At 68.2% G+C, this 19036-nt stretch carries 14 protein-coding genes; 2 read left to right on the plus strand and 12 right to left on the minus strand.

Features of this window, described 5'->3' with window-relative positions; translation table 11 throughout:
* Positions 1-55: 55 nt before the first annotated feature.
* The 4 genes from ABD848_RS20145 to ABD848_RS20160 form a co-directional block, all read right to left on the minus strand.
* The gene (locus ABD848_RS20145) at positions 56-2587 is read right to left on the minus strand and encodes a DNA translocase FtsK (RefSeq protein ID WP_344974954.1); all 2532 of its coding nucleotides are present in this window, start codon (positions 2585-2587) and stop codon (positions 56-58) included.
* A 138-nt stretch (positions 2588-2725) separates the two neighbouring features.
* Complete coding sequence (locus tag ABD848_RS20150; RefSeq protein WP_344974957.1) at positions 2726-4411, minus strand: ribonuclease J; 1686 nt, start codon at positions 4409-4411, stop codon at positions 2726-2728.
* Positions 4408-5394 carry a 4-hydroxy-tetrahydrodipicolinate synthase gene (gene dapA, locus ABD848_RS20155; RefSeq protein ID WP_344974959.1) on the minus strand — a complete coding sequence of 329 codons (987 nt, stop codon included), beginning with the start codon at positions 5392-5394 and terminating at the stop codon, positions 4408-4410. Before dapA ends, ABD848_RS20150 begins: the two co-directional genes overlap by 4 nt.
* A gap of 262 nt (positions 5395-5656) precedes the next feature.
* Positions 5657-6031, minus strand: coding sequence for a phage holin family protein (locus ABD848_RS20160; RefSeq protein WP_344974962.1), 375 nt, complete (start codon positions 6029-6031; stop codon positions 5657-5659).
* Between the two features lie 209 nt (positions 6032-6240).
* Here ABD848_RS20160 and ABD848_RS20165 point away from each other — a divergent pair, with 209 nt between their 5' ends.
* Both ABD848_RS20165 and ABD848_RS20170 read left to right on the plus strand, forming a co-directional pair.
* Positions 6241-6783 (plus strand): GNAT family N-acetyltransferase, encoded by a 543-nt coding sequence (locus tag ABD848_RS20165; protein ID WP_344974965.1) that lies wholly within the window; start codon positions 6241-6243, stop codon positions 6781-6783.
* Positions 6784-6954: 171 nt separating this feature from the next.
* On the plus strand, positions 6955-7824 hold the full coding sequence (locus ABD848_RS20170; RefSeq protein ID WP_344974968.1) for a 1,4-dihydroxy-2-naphthoate polyprenyltransferase: 870 nt from the start codon (positions 6955-6957) through the stop codon (positions 7822-7824).
* Positions 7825-9964: 2140 nt separating this feature from the next.
* Here the strand turns inward: ABD848_RS20170 and dapB are convergent.
* The 8 genes from dapB to ABD848_RS20210 all read right to left on the minus strand — a co-directional run bounded on the left by dapB (position 9965) and on the right by ABD848_RS20210 (position 18948).
* Entirely contained in the window at positions 9965-10708 is a 744-nt protein-coding gene (dapB, locus tag ABD848_RS20175) for a 4-hydroxy-tetrahydrodipicolinate reductase (RefSeq protein ID WP_344974971.1), read from the minus strand.
* Positions 10709-10988: 280 nt separating this feature from the next.
* The gene (locus ABD848_RS20180) at positions 10989-12323 is read right to left on the minus strand and encodes a M16 family metallopeptidase (protein WP_344974974.1); all 1335 of its coding nucleotides are present in this window, start codon (positions 12321-12323) and stop codon (positions 10989-10991) included.
* 133 nt (positions 12324-12456) lie between these two features.
* Complete coding sequence (locus ABD848_RS20185; RefSeq protein ID WP_344974977.1) at positions 12457-14751, minus strand: polyribonucleotide nucleotidyltransferase; 2295 nt, start codon at positions 14749-14751, stop codon at positions 12457-12459.
* 673 nt (positions 14752-15424) lie between these two features.
* Positions 15425-15694, minus strand: coding sequence for a 30S ribosomal protein S15 (gene rpsO, locus ABD848_RS20190; protein WP_344974980.1), 270 nt, complete (start codon positions 15692-15694; stop codon positions 15425-15427).
* A 256-nt stretch (positions 15695-15950) separates the two neighbouring features.
* On the minus strand, positions 15951-16892 hold the full coding sequence (locus ABD848_RS20195) for a bifunctional riboflavin kinase/FAD synthetase (RefSeq protein WP_344974983.1): 942 nt from the start codon (positions 16890-16892) through the stop codon (positions 15951-15953).
* 155 nt (positions 16893-17047) lie between these two features.
* Positions 17048-17965 carry a tRNA pseudouridine(55) synthase TruB gene (gene truB, locus ABD848_RS20200; protein ID WP_344974986.1) on the minus strand — a complete coding sequence of 306 codons (918 nt, stop codon included), beginning with the start codon at positions 17963-17965 and terminating at the stop codon, positions 17048-17050.
* Positions 17966-18205: 240 nt separating this feature from the next.
* Positions 18206-18646, minus strand: coding sequence for a 30S ribosome-binding factor RbfA (gene rbfA, locus ABD848_RS20205; protein ID WP_344974989.1), 441 nt, complete (start codon positions 18644-18646; stop codon positions 18206-18208).
* A gap of 5 nt (positions 18647-18651) precedes the next feature.
* Positions 18652-18948 carry a DUF503 domain-containing protein gene (locus tag ABD848_RS20210; protein ID WP_344974992.1) on the minus strand — a complete coding sequence of 99 codons (297 nt, stop codon included), beginning with the start codon at positions 18946-18948 and terminating at the stop codon, positions 18652-18654.
* Positions 18949-19036 lie beyond the last annotated feature (88 nt).

Raw genomic sequence — 19036 nt, forward strand, 5'->3', positions numbered from 1 at the left:
GAAGCCACGCCATTACCGTAGGTCAAAAAACAGTCATGAATTGTGCCGGCCGGGCTCACTCGCCCCGCAGCCGGTTCAGCACCTCAGGCAGCTCGTCGGGCTGGACGAGGACGTCACGCGCCTTTGAGCCTTCACTGGGGCCGACGATGTCGCGGCTTTCCATAAGGTCCATAAGCCGTCCAGCCTTGGCAAAGCCCACCCGCAGCTTGCGCTGAAGCATGGAGGTGGAGCCGAACTGGGTGGTGACGATCAGCTCGGTGGCCTGCAACAACAGGTCGAGGTCCTCGCCGATGTCCTCGTCGATCTCCTTCTTTTTGGCCTCGGCGGTGCCCACGTCGTCGCGGTAATGCGGCTCGGCCTGCTTCTTGCAGTGCTCGACGATCTCCCGGATCTCCTTCTCGGTGACCCAGGCGTTTTGCAGCCGCAGCGGCTTGCCCGCGCCCATGGGCAGGAACAGCGCATCGCCCTTACCGACGAGTTTCTCGGCGCCGGGCTGGTCGAGGATGACCCGACTGTCAGAGAGGCTGGAGGTGGCAAACGCCAGCCGCGAGGGCACGTTGGCCTTGATGAGCCCGGTGACGACGTCGACGCTGGGGCGCTGCGTGGCCAGCACCAGGTGGATTCCGGCGGCGCGGGCGAGCTGGGTGATCCGCACAATGGCGTCCTCGACGTCGCGGGGGGCGACCATCATCAGATCGGCCAACTCGTCGACGATGACGAGCAGGTAGGGGTAGGGCTCGTACTCGCGCTCGCTGCCGGGCGGGGCGGTGAGCTCCCCGGCACGCACAGCGGCGTTGAAGTCGTCGATGTGGCGATAACCCGAAGCCGCCAGATCGTCATAGCGGCGATCCATCTCCCCTACTACCCACTGTAGGGCCTCGGCGGCTTTCTTCGGGCTGGTGATGATGGGCGTGATCAGGTGGGGGATGCCCTCGTACATAGTCAACTCGACCCGTTTGGGGTCGACGAGGATGAGTCGGACCTCATCGGGCAGGGCCCGCATCATGATCGAGGTGATGAGCCCATTGATGCACGTCGACTTACCGGCTCCCGTCGCGCCGGCCACGAGCACGTGGGGCATCTTGGCGAGGTTGGCGACGACCTCGGCGCCCTCGACGTCCTTGCCCAAGCCGACGAGCATGGGGTGATCGTCGGCGGTGGCGGGGGCGGAGCGCATGACATCGCCCAGACTGACGATGTCCTTGTCGCTGTTGGGGATCTCCACGCCGATCGCGGACTTGCCGGGAATCGGCGAGAGGATACGCACATCGGCGCTTTTGACGGCGAGTGAGATGTTCTTGGTCAGCGCAGTGACCTTCTCAACTTTGACCGCCGGCCCCAACTCGATCTCGTAGCGGGTGACCGTGGGGCCGCGCACGAAGTCGGTGACCTCGGCGTCAATGTTGAACTGCTCCAGCACGCCGGACAGCGCCTCGACCACGAGGTCGTTAGCGCGGGTGCGCTTCTGGGGCGGGGTGCCGGGCTTGAGCAGGCGCGGCGGCGGCAACTCGTAGTCGCCTTCGACGGCGCGCGTGGGGATCGAGAGCTGCTCCACGCTGGTAGGTGCGGGTGTGGGGTCGGGCACGGCGGTGGAGCGCGCCGTGTCGACCACCGGATCGTCGTAGGGCCGCTCGTTGGCGCCGGCCACCCCCGCGGCGCCGGTCTCGGCTTTGGCCGCCGCGGGCTCGGCCGCGGCGCCCTCGCCGGCCGCCGCGGTCTTCGGGGCGCCCTTGGGACGCGAGGAGCGCTTGGGCTTGGACTCCTTAGCGGCGCCGCCGCTCGGCAGGATGTCGGCCCCGGAGTCGGGGCCGGAGTCGCGCTCCATCAACCCGCTGAAGAGGTCCCTGAGGCGCTGCGGGATGCGGTGGATGGGGGTAGCCGTCACCACGAGTAGGCCGAACAGCATGAGCATGAACAGCAGCACGCCGGTGACCCACGGGGTGATGAGCGTAGTCAGCGGCCCCGAGGCGACGAAGCCGACAAGGCCGCCGGCGCGGCGCATGGCCGTAGCTCCGTCGGCGGGCCACGGCACACCGTGCGCGATGTGGATGAGGCCGAGCAGCCCCACCAGCAGCGCCGCGGCGCCGATGAGGAGCCGGCCGATGTCGAGGTCCCCCTCGCCGGGCGTGCGCATGAGCCGCCAGGCGAACGGCAGGAACAGCAGCGGAAACACCGGGGAGAACGCGCCGAAGCCGCCCATCACGACAGCGCGGGTGACCTCAGGTAGCGGCCCTTCGGTTTCCCACCACACCGCGGCGGCGATGAGCAGCCCAAGAGCCAGCAGCACCAAGCCCAGACCGTCGCGGCGCAGGTCGGGGTCGAGATCGCGCGCGCTGCGGCCGACCGCGCGCACTATTCCGCCCACGGTGTGTACCAGCAGCTTCCACAGCAACAGCAGGCATCGCCCTATCCAGATGAACAGCAGCGCGATCGGCCCCTCGCCGGGGCCGGCCGCGCCGCGCTTCTGGGGCGCGCGCGACGCGCCCCCGGAACGCCGGGTGCTCGTGGCGGTCTTCTTGCCGGAACCGCCGCCGCGGGAGGCTGCGCTGCTGGAGCGCCGAGGGGACTTGGGCGCACGGGTGGCCATGGGCGAAAAGCTTACTAAGGGCACCGAGGTGTGGGCTGGGCTTCGCCCGGGCGTGTCGGCGCAGCGGCCACTGAGGTGCGGGCGGTCGCTATGCCCGGCCGGGGGCTGTGCGACCGCCGAAACGGCGTGCGGCCCGGATCAGACCTCCAACACCACCGGGACGATCATCGGGCGGCGCCGGTAGGTCTCGTTGACCCACTTGCCCACGCAGCGCCGCACGAGTTGGCGCAACTGGGTAGGGTCGTTGATGCCGTCGACGGCGGCGCGTTCCAGCGCGTCCTCGATCTTGGGGATGACTTCGTCGTAGGCGTCGATGCCGATCCCCGAGCCCCGCGTGTGCAGCTCCGGCTCGCCCATGGGTTTGCCCGTCGTGGAATCGACGGCCACGATGACGGAGATGAACCCCTCCTCGCCGAGGATGCGGCGATCCTTGAGCGCCGACTCGGTGACATCACCGACAGAGGTGCCATCGACGTAGACATAGCCGGCCGGGACCGCGCCGACGATGCGGGCCTGTCCCTGGTAGAGGTCGACGACCACACCGTCCTCAGCGATGCACACGCGGTTCTCCGGCACCCCGGTGAGCGTGGCGAGCTGGGCGTGGGCGCGCAGATGGCGCCATTCGCCGTGCACCGGCAGCACGTTGCGCGGTCGCACCATGTTGAGCACGTAGAGCAGCTCACCCGCCGGGGCGTGGCCGGAAACGTGCACCAAGGCGTTGCCCTTGTGCACCACCTTGGCTCCCCAACGGGTCAGCCCGTTGATGACACGGTTGACGGAGTGCTCGTTTCCCGGGATCAGCGAGGAGGCCAACACCACCGTGTCGCCGGGCTCGATGCGGATCTGATGGTCGCGGTTGGCCATCCGCGACAGCGCCGACATCGGCTCGCCCTGCGAGCCGGTGGAGATGAGCACAGCGTCTTCGGGGGCGAGGTCGTCGAGTTCCTTGACGTCGACCAGCAGCCCACCGGGGACATTGAGATAGCCCAGGTCACGGGCGATATTCATATTGCGCACCATCGAGCGGCCGACGAAGGCGACCTTGCGGCCATGCTGCTGCGCGGCGTCGAGGACCTGCTGCACCCGGTGGATGTGAGACGCGAAGCAGGCGACGATGACGCGCTGGTCAGCCTGGTCAAAGACCTTGTCGATAACGCTGGAGATGTCGCGCTCGCTGGTGACGAAGCCGGGGACCTCAGCGTTGGTGGAATCCGACAGCAGCAGGTCGACGCCCTCGTCTCCCAGCCGCGCGAACCCGCCCAAGTCGGTGAGCCTGCCGTCCAACGGCAACTGGTCCATCTTGAAGTCGCCGGTGTGCAGCAGCGTGCCCGCAGGCGTGCGCACCCCCACGGCCAACGCATCCGGGATGGAGTGGTTGACCGGGAAAAACTCGCAGTCGAAGTCGCCGAAGCTGTGCCGCTCCCCCTCGCTGACCTGCACCAGCTCCGGTTTGATGCGGTGCTCGCCAAGCTTGGCCGCCAACAGCGCCAGTGTCAGTCGCGAGCCGACCAGCGGGATGTCGGGACGCTCGCGCAGCAGGAACGGCACCGCCCCGATGTGGTCCTCGTGGCCGTGGGTGAGCACAAGGGCTTCCACCGCGTCGAGGCGGTCGCGGATGTAGTCGAAGTCGGGCAGGATCAGGTCGACGCCGGGCTGTTCCTCTTCGGGAAACAGCACTCCGCAGTCGATCAGCAGCAGCCGACCGTTGTACTCGAACACGGTCATGTTGCGGCCGATCTCGCCGAGACCTCCCAGCGGGACCACCCGCAGCGCGCCCTCGCCCAGCGGCGGTGGCGGCCCCAACTCCGGGTGCGGGTGGCTCATGCCGATCCCTCCGTGAGCCGCTCCACCCCTACCACGCTGGCGGGAACCGCCTGGTGCGGAGCGAGCCCGATGGGGCCCTTGACTCCCGCCGCGGCCAAGTCTTCCCGCAGCAGGGCCTGAAGTTCGTTGGAGGCGTCGGCCAGCGGAGTGCGCACGGAGCCGCCGGGCAGCCCGAACATGTTGAGCACGGCCTTGGTCGTGATGACTCCCTGGGTCCGGAAGATACCGGTGTAGACCGGAGTGAGGCGACGGTGTATGGCCAACGCCCGCGCGACGTCGCCGGAGTGGTGGGCGTCGAGCAGGTCGTGGAGATCAGCGCCGACGATGTGGCCGACCACGCTGACGAAGCCCACCGCGCCCACAGACAGCAGCGGCAGGTTCAGCATGTCGGTGCCACAGTAGTAGGCGAGGTCGGTGCGCTCCATCACCCAGGAGCTGGCGCCCAGGTCCTCCTTGGCGTCCTTGTTCGCCACGATGCGCGGGTGCTCGGCGAGCCGCACGAGGGTCTCGGAGGCGATAGGGGTCCCCGTGCGATGCGGGATGTCGTAGAGCAGCACCGGAAGGTCGGTGGCGTCGGCGATCGTGGTGAAGTGCCGCAGCAGCCCTTCCTGTGGCGGCTTGTTGTAGTAGGGCGTCACCGTGAGCAGGCCGTGGGCGCCGGCGCGCTCGGCCGCCTGAGCGAGCCTGACACTGTGGCGGGTGTCGTTGGTGCCGACACCGGCGATGATAGTCGCGCGGTCACCGACGGCGTCGAGTACAGCGCGCAGCAGTTGGTCTTTCTCCGCGTCGCTGGTCGTGGGCGACTCGCCGGTGGTGCCGCTGATGACAAGACCGTCGTTGCGCTGCTCGTCGACCAGATACGTGGCGAGGCGGGCCGCTCCGTCATAGTCGACGTCGCCGTTGTCGTGCATGGGTGTGACCATCGCGGTCAACATCTGCCCGAATGGCGCCTCGGGTGCCTTCGGTGGAGTGCTGCCTACCATAAGGGAAACGCTACCCCTTTTCTCGCGGGTGTCATCCGGTGTGCACGCCGGAAAGAGACCTGTTACTTCAAAAAGCGATATTTCGACCACACTGCGCTATAGCGGTACTCGTTCCACCTCACGCGCCGGTGCGGTGCGTCGACGCCGGACCTTACCGAAGCGAGCGCGACACTCGTGGGACGCGCGCGGTCGGCCACTGTCCGCCAACCACACGCGCCCCGACTCCTGACGATCCCGCAAACTCGCGGACACGGCTATCGGCTCAGTCGTCACCACCCACGAAGAGGTTAAGCAGCCACGAGACGACTGCGATGATGATGGCCCCCCAGAAGGCGGGCCAGAACCCCTCGATGGTGAAGGGGAGCTCGAACAAACCGGCCAACCACCCCGTGAGCAACAGCAGCAGTGCGTTGACCACCAGCGCGAACAGTCCCAAGGTCACCGCGTAGAAGGCACAGCCCACGGTCTTGACGATCGGCTTGATGACAGCGTTGACGACACCGAAGATCGCCCCGACCAACACATATACCAGGATCTGGTTGGGCAGGGTCTCGGCTCCGACGTCGATGCCGTCGATGAGGAAGACGGCCGCCCATAGGGCGACGGCGTTGACGATAATCCGGATAATGAGACTCACGGTTTGATGGTGCCACGGGGCCGCTTCTCGGGAGAACACCTGGCGCTGTGACTGAGGGGAAACTCAGGGAATCGCCGGAGGCTAGCCGGCGCGCCCCCGCCGGGGGCGGTCCGGTTTTCGCCAGCGGTGCCGAGGCTGCGACGATGCAGGAGCCGCACTGTCGCCGCGCGCCGGCCGCCATCGATACCGCTGACGTGAAGGGTTTGCCCATGTCGACACAACGATTCGTCCGTTCCGCCCGCGAGGAGGACGTGGACACGATCGTGGGCATCCAGGTGGCGGCCTGGCGCGACACCTACGGCTCGGTGCTTCCCGAAGAGGTGCTGGCCGAGTTGACCGGCGAGGAGGCCGGCCAACAGTTCCGACACCAGTGGAGCGAGGCGATCCGGCGCCCCCCGACATCGCGGCACCGGGTGCTGGTGGCCACCGACGAGCGTCTCGTCGTGGGTTTCGCCGCGATCGGGCCCGCCGGCGACGACGACCTATGGCCGGCCACCGACGCCGAAATCTACGCGCTGCACGTCCACCCCGAGCACGTCCGGCGCGGCCACGGCGCTCGCCTGCTCAACGCCACCGTGGACCACTTGGTTGACGACGGGTTCCACACGGTGAGCACGTGGACCGTGGCCGCCCCCAACGCGCTGCGCTCCTTCGTCGAGTCCAGCGGCTGGCAGCCCGACGGCGCCCGCCGAGAGATCGACATGGGCGCGACGGTCTCCATGATCCGACTACGCGCCGCGATCGGCGAGTGATCCGTGGCCGGCCGGGGAGACCCACACGTGGCCGGCGGCCCACGGCCCGCGAACGTGTCGGGTCTGGCTGGCGATATGGTGAAAACGTCGTAGCGTACCCGCTCAGGAGACCCTATCGGTGCCCCACCGGTGCCTGAGCGCCCAGCGGAGCGGAAAGAGGGGCTTTCAGGCGTGGCCACGATCAACGAGTGGGTCGCGGGCGCCCGCCCTAGAACGTTGCCGAACTCGATCGTCCCTGTGGCCGTGGGCACCGGGGTCGCCCTGTCCGTGGACGCTCTGGTGTGGTGGAAAGCCGCGCTGGCCGCAGTGGTGGCACTGGGCCTACAGCTAGGCGTGAACTACGCCAACGACTACAGCGACGGAATCCGCGGAACCGACACTGAACGAGTCGGCCCCACCCGACTGACCGCCGCCCGGCTCACGGCCCCCAGAGCGGTTCTCACCGCCGCCTGGGCCTGCTTCAGCGTCGCGGCCCTCGTCGGGCTGATCCTGGTCGCCACCTCCACATGGTGGCTGCTGCTGGTGGGCGCCGCGGCGATCGCCGCCGCATGGTTCTACACGGGAGGATCGCGCCCCTACGGCTATCGGGGCCTGGGCGAAGTCTCGGTGTTCGTGTTCTTCGGGGTCGTCGCCGTGGTGGGGACCGTGCTGGTCCAGGTCGGCAGCGTGCCATGGCAGGGGTGGGCCGCGGCCGTTCCGGTGGGGCTGCTGTCGTGCTCGGTGCTGGTCATCAACAACCTGCGCGACATCGACACCGACGCGGCCACCGGCAAACGCACGCTGGCTGTGCTGCTGGGCGAGCGGGCCACGCGGCGCCTCTATCTGGCCTGCATAGCCGGAGCCCACCTCGTCGCGCTGGTCACCGCCGCCGCAACCCCGTGGGCGGCGCTGACGCTTCTGGCGGCTCCCCTGGCACTGCGTCCCTGCACGCGTGTGGCACGCGGCCAGCGCGAAGGCGACCTCATCCTCGGCCTCGCTGAGACCGGCCGCTTCCAACTCGCCTTCGGCGCTCTCTACACCGTAGGCCTGGCCCTGGGCTGACCCGGTGAGCCGCCCTGGGGTGGGCCGGTGCCCTAGCGTGAGGACTGAGCCGGTACGCCGGCCATAGGCTAATTCCGGCGCCCTGGCACGAGGGCTGATCCGGTGCACTCCAGCAACAGGGGGCGGGCACTCGTCTATCTGCCTCCATCCCACCCTGCGGGCAGCCCTGGGCAGCGCACGAATGTCGATGCTGTTGACCAGGGAGGACACCGCCGGAAAGTACCGAGGACGGGGCAAGGTAGCCCTGTGATCGGTGCTGTGCGTCGGGGCTACCGGCGGTAACGCAGAGCGGCGAGGACGGGTGGGGGTGGTTTGGATATCGGTGCCGGCCGTTGGGGCTACCGGCGGTAACGGGAAGCGGCAAGGGGCCGATGGGGACCGAACAGGTACCGAGCCGGTACCGCTGACTGGGGACGAGGTAGCGACGCAGGGCGGCGAGGACGGGCAGTGGACGGGGGTGGACGAGAGGGGCGGGGCGTGAGCACGACGAGGGGCGCCTATTCGGCAGTTCTGGCGGTCCAGTCGCGCCGCGGGGTACTCCTCGCGGCGATCATGGCAACACTGAACGCAACCACTGGCCATGATGATGCCCGGTTTAGTGCACTATGCCAGTTTCCCAACCAGCGAGAATGTTAATTCTCAAACAAGTGTCTCGCCTGTTGGACGTTTGCATCATCACCGCGGAGCACTATAGGAGCTTTGTCGCTTTTTCGGGGGCAGTCGCGGCGCGTTTGCACGCTCAGTGTTGCGCCACCCCCAACACTGAACGCACCCCCCACATTCGCCGTCTCACCCAGTGAGACGTAGGTGCCTCGGCCCTCCCCAGCCGAGAACCGCCGCACGCGACACACCCCTGTCCACCGGAACCGACCCAGCGCCCCCCTTGCCCACCCGGCCCTCGCTGCCTCCCGTCGCCCATCCTCACCCCGAACGAGCGGCACCGCCACCTGCCCACCCCACCCACCAGCCGCCGTCGCTGCCTTTCGTCACCGCCTCCGCCCCCGCACACCCGCACCGCTTTGGTGCCCACCCCACCACCCGACCACCCTTGCTGCCTTATGTCACCAACAGCCCCCCGGTCCACAGCACCGCTGTGCCAGGCTCCGCCGGCGCGAGACCGGATGCAGGGGCGCGAGGTGAAACGGGGGCGAGGAGACCAGGGGGTGTTTCTCGTCGCTCGTGCCTCGATCGCTTCGCGATCTCGGCAGCCCGGGGGTGGGCTGTGCCTGGGGTGGGTGCGTCACCTTGCCGCCACGCGCCCACCTTGGGTGGGGAAGTGGGCGGTGCCGTCAGCCTCGTGGGTGCGTCACCTTGCCGCCACGCGCCCACCTTGGGTGGGGAAGTGGGCGGTGCCGTCAGCCTCGTGGGTGCGTCACCTTGCCGCCACGCCCACAGAGGTCGCCACCTGCTACAGCCTCCCGAAGCCCACGACGCTGCCTCACCCGCTAGCCAACTACATCTCCCCACCCACAGCCACCGCCCCCTGCATCGCTTACTCCCGCCTCAGCCTCGCACCCCCTCAGGCTGCCGAGATCGCGAAGCGATCGAGGCACGAACGAACAACGCCGCCCTCCCAACCCCACCAACCACCGCACACACCCACCACCGCACAAGCGGAACCATCCCCGCCTACGCGGGGCTCACGACACCACCGACATCCTCCGCAGCTCACTCGACGGTCCATCCCCGCGTACGCGGAGCTCACATCACCGAGGAAGACGGCGTCCAGGTGGCCAGCGGTCCATCCCCGCGTACGCGGGGCTCACAGACGCGAAAACCTGGACCTGGTCCAGAAGATCGGTCCATCCCCGCATGCGCGGGGCTCACACGCCCAGCACGCTGAGGACCAGTGGGCCGACCGGTCCATCCCCGCATGCGCGGGGCTTACGGAAATGACCTGGAGATTCTTGGGGCGTTATCTTTTTGTTACTTTTGGGGAGAGCCTTTCTCGCTGTTGCTTCGGCTGGAATCCCTTGAACCTTCTCTCCCCTATGCTGCCGAGGTTGGTCGGTGGTGAGGTACGCGAAACCCTCCCTATGGGTCAGGAAAGCACCCTATTAAGGGCCGAAAACACCACCTGCGCACGGCGAGGCCCCTCACTGCTTGAAGAGGTCCTTCCCCCACTGAAAGGGAGAGGGGCTCATTCCAGGTCGAGTAGGGGTTCCAGGCCGAGGGTGAGCTGGTCGGGTAGGCCGGCGACGCGGCGTACGCCGAGTAGCACGCCCGGCATGAACGATTCGCGGCTCATCGAGTCATGCCGGATCTTCAGCGTCTCACCGTGGGTGCCGAAGATGACCTCCTGGTGGGCGATGAGCCCGGCGATGCGCAGCGCGTGCACGTGGACGCCGTCGACGTCGGCGCCGCGGGCTCCCTCGATTTCGGAGGTGGTGGCGTCGGGCATGGCGGTGCTGCCCGCCTGCCGGCGAGCCTGGGAGATGATGCCGGCGGTGCGGTGGGCGGTGCCGCTGGGCGCGTCGGCCTTGTTGGGGTGGTGTAGCTCCACGATCTCCGCGGAGTCGAAGTAGGGGGCGGCCTTGGCCGCGAAGTGCATCATCAGCACGGCCGCGATACCGAAGTTCGGGGCGATGAGCACCCGCACCTCGGGGTGCTTGGCCAGCAGCTCCCGCAGCTCGGCCAGTTTGGGTTCGTCGAAGCCGGTCGTGCCGACGACGGCGTGGATGCCGTTGGCCACGAGCCACCGCAGGTTGTCCATCACCGCGTCGGGGTGGGTGAAGTCAACGACGACTTCGGCCCCCCGCACCGCCTCGCGCTCGTCCCCGGCGTCGATGCCGGCCACCAGTTCGGTGTCCTCGGCCGCGTTGACCGCTTTGACGACTTCTGCTCCCATGCGCCCGTCGGCGCCAAACACTCCTACCTTGATCACGGGTTCACGCTATCGTGCCCGTGGCCCGGCCGGTCCGCCGCGCCAGGCCGCTCCCCTCCCGTGGCACGCATCCTCCGGGCGTGCGCCACGGGAGGGGCCGTCGGTGGTGATCGGGGCGTGGCCCCCGCGGCGGCAGGCGCTCTCCGGGGCTTGCGCGCCCCTACCGGCACGCTATGGCTGGGACCGCGTGCCCGTTGGCGGGTGCCTGCCCCAAACTCCCGCTTCGCCTAGCGCGTGGAGCTGGCGCCCTGGCCCATCCTCCCGTTGGCGGGCGCGTCTCTCAAAACTCCCGATCCTCGTCGTAGGGGCCGATGACGGCGAGGGTCGTGGGTTTGGCGAGGAGGTCGGCGGCGACGGCGCTGACGTCGTCGAGGGTGACCGCGTCGACCCGTGCCAGCGTCTCGTTGAGCGAGTACTGGTGGTCGTAGGCGAGTTCGTGGATCGCCAATCGGCTCATCCGCGACTGGCTGCCCTCAGCGTCGAGAACGAACGAGCCGCGGATCTGGCCCTTGGCGCGGGCCAGTTCCTCCTCGGTGATCCCGGAATCGGCGATCCTGGCCAGTTCGTCACGGCACACCGCGAGCACGTCGTCGATCTTGTCGGGCAAGCAGTCGGCCGCCACGCCGAACGCTCCCGTGTCAGCGTAGCTGTCGGCGTAGCTGAACACCGAGTAGGCCAGGCCGCGCCGCTCGCGTACCTCTTGGAACAGCCGCGATGACATGCCTCCGCCCAGGGCGGAGCTGAGGACGTTGAGTGGGTAGCGGCGGGGGTCGTTCCTGGCGACCCCTTCGCCGCCCAAGATGATGTGGGCCTGTTCGGTGTCCCGCGACACCAGGGAGGTGCCGGGGCGGGTGCTCACGCCGGGTCCGCCCAGCCGCGGCGGGACTGGGCGCATGTCACCGTAGTGCCGCAGCAGCGGCGCGAACGCGTTGTGGACTAGTTCCACGACGGTGTCGTGGTCGAGGTTGCCGGCCGCGCTGACGACAAGCTCACCGGGAACGTAGCGGTCACGGTAGTGCTCTTGAATCCGATCCCGGGAAAGGCCGGTGATCGTCTCGTTGGTGCCCAGCACCGGCCGTCCCAGCGGCGAACTCCCGAACAGGGCGGCGGCGAAGACGTCGTCGACGAGTTCGCTGGGCTCGTCCTCGTACATGGCGATCTCTTCCAGGATCACGCCACGCTCGTTTTCCACTTCGACCGGGTCGAGGACGGAGCCGGCCACCATGTCGCTGACGACGTCGATCGCCAGGGGGAGGTCGCTGTCGAGGACCTTGGCGTAGTAGGCCGTGTACTCCTTGGTGGTGTAGGCGTTGTGGTTGGCTCCCACCGCGTCCAACAGTCGGGAGATCTCCATGGCGTCGCGCCGCTGAGTGCCCTTGAACAGCAGATGTTCCAGAAAGTGCGTGGAGCCGGCGTGGTGATCGTCCTCGTCGCGCGAGCCCACGCCCACCCAGATCCCGAAGGCGGCCGACCGCAGCCCCGGCATGGCTTCGGTGACGACCCGCAGGCCGCCGGGCAGGACGGTGCGGCGTACCGGGCCGGAGCCCTCGGTGGCCGCAAGCAGCGTGAGAGTGGTGTCGGGCGCTTGCTCGGCGGCGGTGGGCGCTGGGGTCATGGTGGTGCTCCTGCGACGGCGGTACGGAAACGAAACGTCAGGCGTCAGGACGGGCGGGACCGAGAGTTACGTTGGGGCGGCCGTACCCCGGCGGGTACGGCCGCCCCTGGTTTACGAGGCGACGCGCCGGCTGCTAGGTGTTCTCACCACCGCGTGCGCTGCGGGTGCGGCGACGCCGCCGCTCTCCCTCACCGGAGGCGCCCTCCTCGGTGGCCGCCTCGGCGCTCTGCTCGGCGGAAACGTCCTTCTCCTCGCTCTCGGTGTCGATGACGTCGACGGGAACGAGGGAGAGCTTGCCACGGTCGTCGATCTCGCGGATCTCGACCTGGATCTTCTCCCCGATGCTGACCACGTCGTCGAGGTTTTCGATGCGCTGGCCGCCGTGGAGCTTACGGATCTGCGAGATGTGCAGCAGACCGTCCTTGCCCGGCAGCAGCGACACGAACGCGCCGAAGGCCGTGGTCTTGACGACGGTGCCCAGGTAGCGGTCACCGACCTCGGGCATGGTCGGGTTGGCGATGCTGTTGATCGTGTCGCGCGCCGCCTCGGCCGAGGGGCCGTCGGTGGCGCCGATGTAGATCGTGCCGTCGTCCTCGATGGTGATCTCGGCGCCGGTGTCGTCCTGGATCGAGTTGATCATCTTGCCCTTGGGGCCGATGACCTCGCCGATCTTTTCGACAGGCACCTTGACGGTGAGGATGCGCGGCGCGTGCGGGCTCATCTCGGACGGACGCTCGATGGCTTCGGCCATGACGTCGAGGATGGCCAGCCGCGCGCCCCGAGCCTGCTGGAGTGCGGCCGTCAGCACGGAGGCCGGGATACCGTCGAGTTTGGTGTCAAGCTGGAGCGCGGTGATCACCTCGCGGGTACCGGCGACCTTGAAGTCCATGTCGCCGTAAGCGTCCTCAGCGCCGAGGATGTCGGTGAGCGTGACGTACTCGTCGCCTTCACGGATGAGGCCCATCGCGATACCGGCCACCATGTCCTTGAGGGGCACGCCCGCCGACATCAGCGACATCGTCGAGGCGCACACCGAGCCCATCGAGGTGGAGCCGTTGGAGCCGATCGCCTCCGAGACCTGCCTGATGGCGTACGGGAATTCCTCGCGGGACGGCAGAACCGGCAGGATCGCCCGCTCGGCCAGCGCACCGTGGCCGATCTCGCGCCGCTTGGGCGAACCGACACGGCCCGTCTCACCCGTGGAGTAGGGCGGCATGTTGTAGTTATGCATGTAGCGCTTGGTCCGCTCAGGGTTGAGCGTGTCGACGATCTGCTCCATGCGCAGCATGTTCAGGGTGGTGACCCCGAGGATCTGCGTCTCGCCGCGCTCGAACAGCGCCGAACCGTGCACGCGCGGCAGCAGGTCGGCTTGGGCGGCGAGCTGGCGGATGTCCTTGACCCCGCGGCCGTCGATGCGGATCTTCTCGCTGGTGATGCGCTCGCGTACGAGCTGCTTGGTCAGCGCTTTGAAGGCGGCGCCGACCTCCTTTTCGCGGCCCTCGAAGTCTTCAAGCAGCTTCTCGGCGGCCACCGACTTGACGCGCTCCAGCTCTGCTTCGCGGTCTTGCTTGCTGGCGATGGTGAGCGCCTGCGCCAGCTCGCCGCGGACCTCCCGCTCGATGGCGGCGTAAACGTCGTCCTCGTAGTCGAGGAAGATCGGGAACTCGTCGGTCTCCTTGGCGGCCTGCTCGGCAAGGGTCTCCTGAGCCTTGCAGAGGGTCTTGATGAAGGGCTTGGCCGCTTCCAGCCCTTCAGCGACGATCTGCTCGTTGGGGCCGGTGGCACCGTTGGCGATCAGGTCGAAGGTGGTGGGCGTGGCCTCAGCCTCGACCATCATGATGGCGACGTCGCCGTCGTCGAGCGTTCGCCCGGCCACGACCATGTCGAACGTAGCGTCGGCGAGTTCGGTGTGGGTGGGAAACGCGACCCACTGCCCCTCGATGAGGGCCACCCGGACGCCCCCGATGGGGCCGGAGAACGGCAACCCGGCGAGCTGAGTCGACATGGAGGCCGCGTTGATGGCGACGACGTCGTAGAGGTGCTCGGGGTGCAGCGTCATGATCGTCTCGACGATCTGGATCTCGTTGCGCAGGCCGTGCTGGAACGACGGGCGCAGCGGACGATCGATGAGGCGGCAGGTGAGGATGGCGTCCTCGGAAGGGCGCCCCTCACGGCGGAAGAACGAGCCCGGAATCCGGCCCGCGGCGTACATGCGCTCCTCGACGTCGACCGTCAACGGGAAGAAGTCGAGGTTGTCCTTGGGACGGCGAGACGCCGTGGTTGCCGAGAGCACCATGGTCTCGTTGTCGAGGTAGGCCACGGCCGAGCCTGCGGCCTGTCGGGCCAACCGGCCCGTTTCGAACCTAAGGGTCCGGGAGCCGAAGCGGCCGTTGTCGATGACAGCCTCGGCGGAATACGCGCCCTCCATGGGCGACCTCCTACACGGTATGGGTCGTGGTCCCGCGTCCGTGCCCCAGACAAGTCGTCGAGAGTCTTCTCGACCGTCGACGAGCCGAGCGCTGTGCTCAGCGCGCGATGGTCGGTAGAGCCGGCCATCGATCGAAGCTCGCGGCCTACCCGGAAGGCATGCCGCGAACCACTACCGAGGACCGGCCTCGACGTACGCCATAAGGTAGGCAGGCGCGGGAACGATACTGATACTGGCCCGGTTGGGCCAGGTGTTTACGATTGTGGCTCGCTGATTCAGTTGTCTATCGGTTCACGTGGCCGATACCCACTGGCTGTGATGCCTATTCTTGGCGCCCTTTCTCGACCTCAACGGGCGGAAAGGCCCGGCCGGTCCGCCAGCGCGGACCCACCGGTGAGCCCGCGACCCCGCCGGCCACTACCCCCGGCCCGCGTGGTCGCCCTAGCGTGCGACCGTTCCACCCCCAACGTGAACGGATGCGACAGGCGTACGGCCGCGGCCCGGGAAGCAGCCCGCACCGCAGTCGCCTTCGACGCGCGGATCGGTGCGGCCTCACACCACCTCACGCCAAACTGTTAGCACCACAGTACTAAGAAAGGGAGCGGCCGTGGCCACTCCCCTGATCAGTGCCTTCGGCGTCGCCCGTACTGTCGATACCGGGAGCGAGACGCCGTCAGCGCCGCAGCCCGAGACGCTCGATGAGACTGCGGTAGCGCGAAATATCCTTCTTCGCAACGTATTGCAGCAGCCGACGGCGCCGACCGACCATGAGGAGCAGACCACGCCGGCTGTGGTGGTCGTGCTTGTGCGTCTTCAGGTGCTCGGTCAGCTCGATGATCTGGTGGGTCAGCAGCGCGACCTGAACCTCGGGAGAGCCGGTGTCGCCCTCTTTAGTGGCGTACTCGGCGATGATCTCGTTCTTCTTTGCGGTGTCGAGGGACACGGCACTCCTTCTTGCTTACGTGATGCGCGATCTCTTGCACATTGCCCCACGCCGTGGTTGCGCGGGGCCGGTGACCATGCGCACCCACAGTCACCGGAAGTCATGGACGATACTCATGCGGCGCGGGCTCCACCGGGGCCACGGCGCGTGATGGCATGAGCGATGCGCCGGCGATCTCTACCAGCGTTGTCCTAGCTTACTAGCCCAGCACGACCGCGCGGGCCATGGTAGGGCCGGCGAGGTGGGAGCGGTCCCCTCACTCCAACAACAGCTCGCGGCTGCGCTCGACATCGCGCGCCATAGCGGCGATGAGCTCGTCGATGCTGTCGAAGCGCAGCATCGGCCGGATGTGATGGATGAAGTCCACCGCCGCGAGCTTGCCGTACAGGTCGAGGTCGTCGCGGTCGAGAGCGTAGGCCTCTACCGTGCGGCCGGCTCCCTCGAAGGTGGGGTTACTGCCGACCGAGATCGCGGCGGGCCACTGCGTCTCCCCTGCCGCTTCCTGCGGCGAAGCAGCGGTGAGCAGCAGACGGCCGGCGTAGACGCCGTCAGCGGGAACCGTGCTCTCCGGCGGGAAATCAAGGTTGGCGGTGGGGTAGCCCAACAGCTCCCGGCCGCGCGCCGCGCCGTGCACCACAGTCCCCGACAGCCGGTGGGGGCGCCCCAGCGCGGCAGCGGCCCCCTCGACGTCGCCGGCGGCCAGCCGATCGCGGATGCGCTGCGCGGTGATCACCTCAGTGTCGGCCACCGGCGCGACGGTCTCCACAGTGACGTCATGCTTGTCGCCGAACTCGCGCAACGTCGCGACGTCGCCGTCGCCACCGAAGCGGACATGCTCACCGGCCACGAGCACCGTCGCCCCCAGCCGATCGACAAGCACGTCACGGACGAGGTCGGCCGGTGCGAGGGGTGTGGCGGTGCTGGGCAACACGCATACCGCGTCGACGCCGACCGCGGCGAGTAGTTCGTCTCGACGCTCGGCAGGAGTCAACGTCGATGCCGGCTGCTGCGACGTCTCAGCAGGAGCGGCGGGGGCGAGGATCGCCACGACCAGCGGGCAGTCAAGGTCGCGGGCACGCTGCCGCGCGCGTTCAAGGACCGCCTGGTGACCACGGTGCACCCCGTCGAACACCCCGAAGGTGACCACCGATCGTCCCCACCCCTGGGGGATCTCTTCCGGGCCGAGCCAGCGACGCACCTTGTCCAACTCCCCTCACGCCGATCGGCTTATTCCCCCATCAGGCTGCCACGTTCCCGGAACCGTCCCCGACATCGCGTCCGGCTTGCCGTAACCGCGACACCCCACGGAGGCACCCATGCCACCACAGACACCGGTGAGCGGGGGCAGTGCTCTTACCCCGTGGCAAAGACCACGATGGGCTTGCTGTAGGCGCGGGGGCCGGTGTGTTCCTCGGCGAGGGCGATGACGGTGCCGTCCGGGGCGAACAGCCCGATGGGGCCGGCACCAAGACCGGCGGCGGAGATGCGGTTGCCGTGGGAGACTTTGCGTGCCTCATCGGGGGTGAGCGTTCGCGTGGGAAACGCTGCGGCCACCGCCTCCGACAGCGACAGCGCGGTGAAGTCGGCGGCGAGCTGGTCGAGGGTGCGGGCAGCGGCGATATCGTAGGGCCCCACGCGGGTGCGGCGCAGCGCCGTGAGGTGGCCGCCCACGCCCAGCGCCGCGCCAAGGTCACGGGCGAGAGCCCGAACGTAGGTGCCGCTGGAGCAGGTGATGGTGGCGTCGACGTCGACGAGGGGAACATCGGCGGCGGCGACCCGCCGAATGTCGGTGACCCGAAACTCCGACACGGTGACCGAGCGGGCCTTGAGCTCGACCTGCTCGCCGGAGCGCGCTTTCTTATAGGCTCGCTCACCGTTCACCTTGACGGCGCTGACCTGCGGCGGGACCTGTTCGATGGTGCCGGTGAGCGCGGCGACACCCGCCTGGATCGCCGCGTCGGTGACTCCGGCAGCGCCGCTGCGCTCCACCACGTCCCCTTGAGCATCCTCAGTGACGGTGCGCTCCCCGAGGCGGATCGTGGTCTCGTAGACCTTCTCGGTGAGGGTGAGGTGGCCCAGCAGCCGCGTGGCCTTACCCACGCCCAGCACCAACACCCCGGTGGCCATCGGGTCGAGAGTGCCGGCATGGCCGACCCGGCGGGTTCCGGCGATGCGCCGCATCCGCCCCACCACGTCGTGTGAAGTCCAGTCGGCGGGCTTGTCGACGATGATGACACTGCCGGCGCTGCCGCCGTCACCGTTGCTACTCATATGGGGATGGATGTTTCCTCGTCACTCGGGAAGGTGAGGAGCCACGGGCGCGAGCCGACCAGGGCTGCGGCCCGCGGCTGAGTTCTGTTTTTGAACGGCTGAGGTGTGGGCCGTTGGGAATGTTCTTCGTTCGCTCGCGCCTCGATCGCTTCGCGGTCTCGGCAGCCGGCGGGGCGACGGCGGAGGCATCCCCCCACTTTCCCCCACCGCCCGCTCGCGCCGCTTCCACACAACTGAAACCTAGGCGTCCTCGTCGTCGTACTCGCGGGGAACCTTGTAGGGGTCGGCCTCACCGGCGGGTTCGGCGGCGGCAGCGGCCCTGGCCACATCGGCGTCAGCGGCGCGGGCCTTGGCCAGCAGTTCCTCGATGTGCTTGGCGTTCTCCTGTAGTTCGTCAGCGACGAACGTAAGGCTGGGCGTGTGACGCAGCCCGGTTTGGCGGCCCACTTCAGTGCGGATCACGCCCTTGGCGCTCTCCAGCGCCGCCGCGCTGCCGGCCTTCTCCTCCGCTGAGCCGAAGACCGTGTAGTAGACCGTGGCGTCGCGCAGATCGTTGGTGATCCGGGCGTCGGTGACGGTGATGAAACCCAGCCGAGGATCTTTGATGCGGCGCTCCAGCATCTCGGCGACGATCCGCTGGATGCGGTCGGCCAACCTGCGCGCGCGTGCGGCGTCAACCATGGTCGTTATTCTTCCTCTTGATTGAACAGCCGCTGGCGCGCGGAAAGCAGTTCGACCTCGGGGCGCCCGGCGACCAGGCGCTCACAGGAGTCAAGCAGCTCCACGCAGTGGGCGGCCGTAGTGGACACAACGGCGATACCGATCTCGGAGCGCCGGTACAAGTCCTGGGCGCCGGTTTCTGCGGCAGAAACCGAGTACTTGCGTTGCAGTTCGGCGACGATGGGTCGCACCACGGAACGCTTCTGCTTCAACGAACGAACGTCGCCCAGCAGGATATCCAGGGTCAAGGCCCCGATGAACACGGACTCACCTCGTGAATTGTCCTGACGTGGTGACCGGCCCGTGCCGGGGCGCTGCACCCCGGCACGGTACACCCACGGGTGCGGGCCC

This window comes from Salinactinospora qingdaonensis, from assembly GCF_039539445.1.
Taxonomy (GTDB): Bacteria; Actinomycetota; Actinomycetes; order Streptosporangiales; family Streptosporangiaceae; genus Salinactinospora; species Salinactinospora qingdaonensis.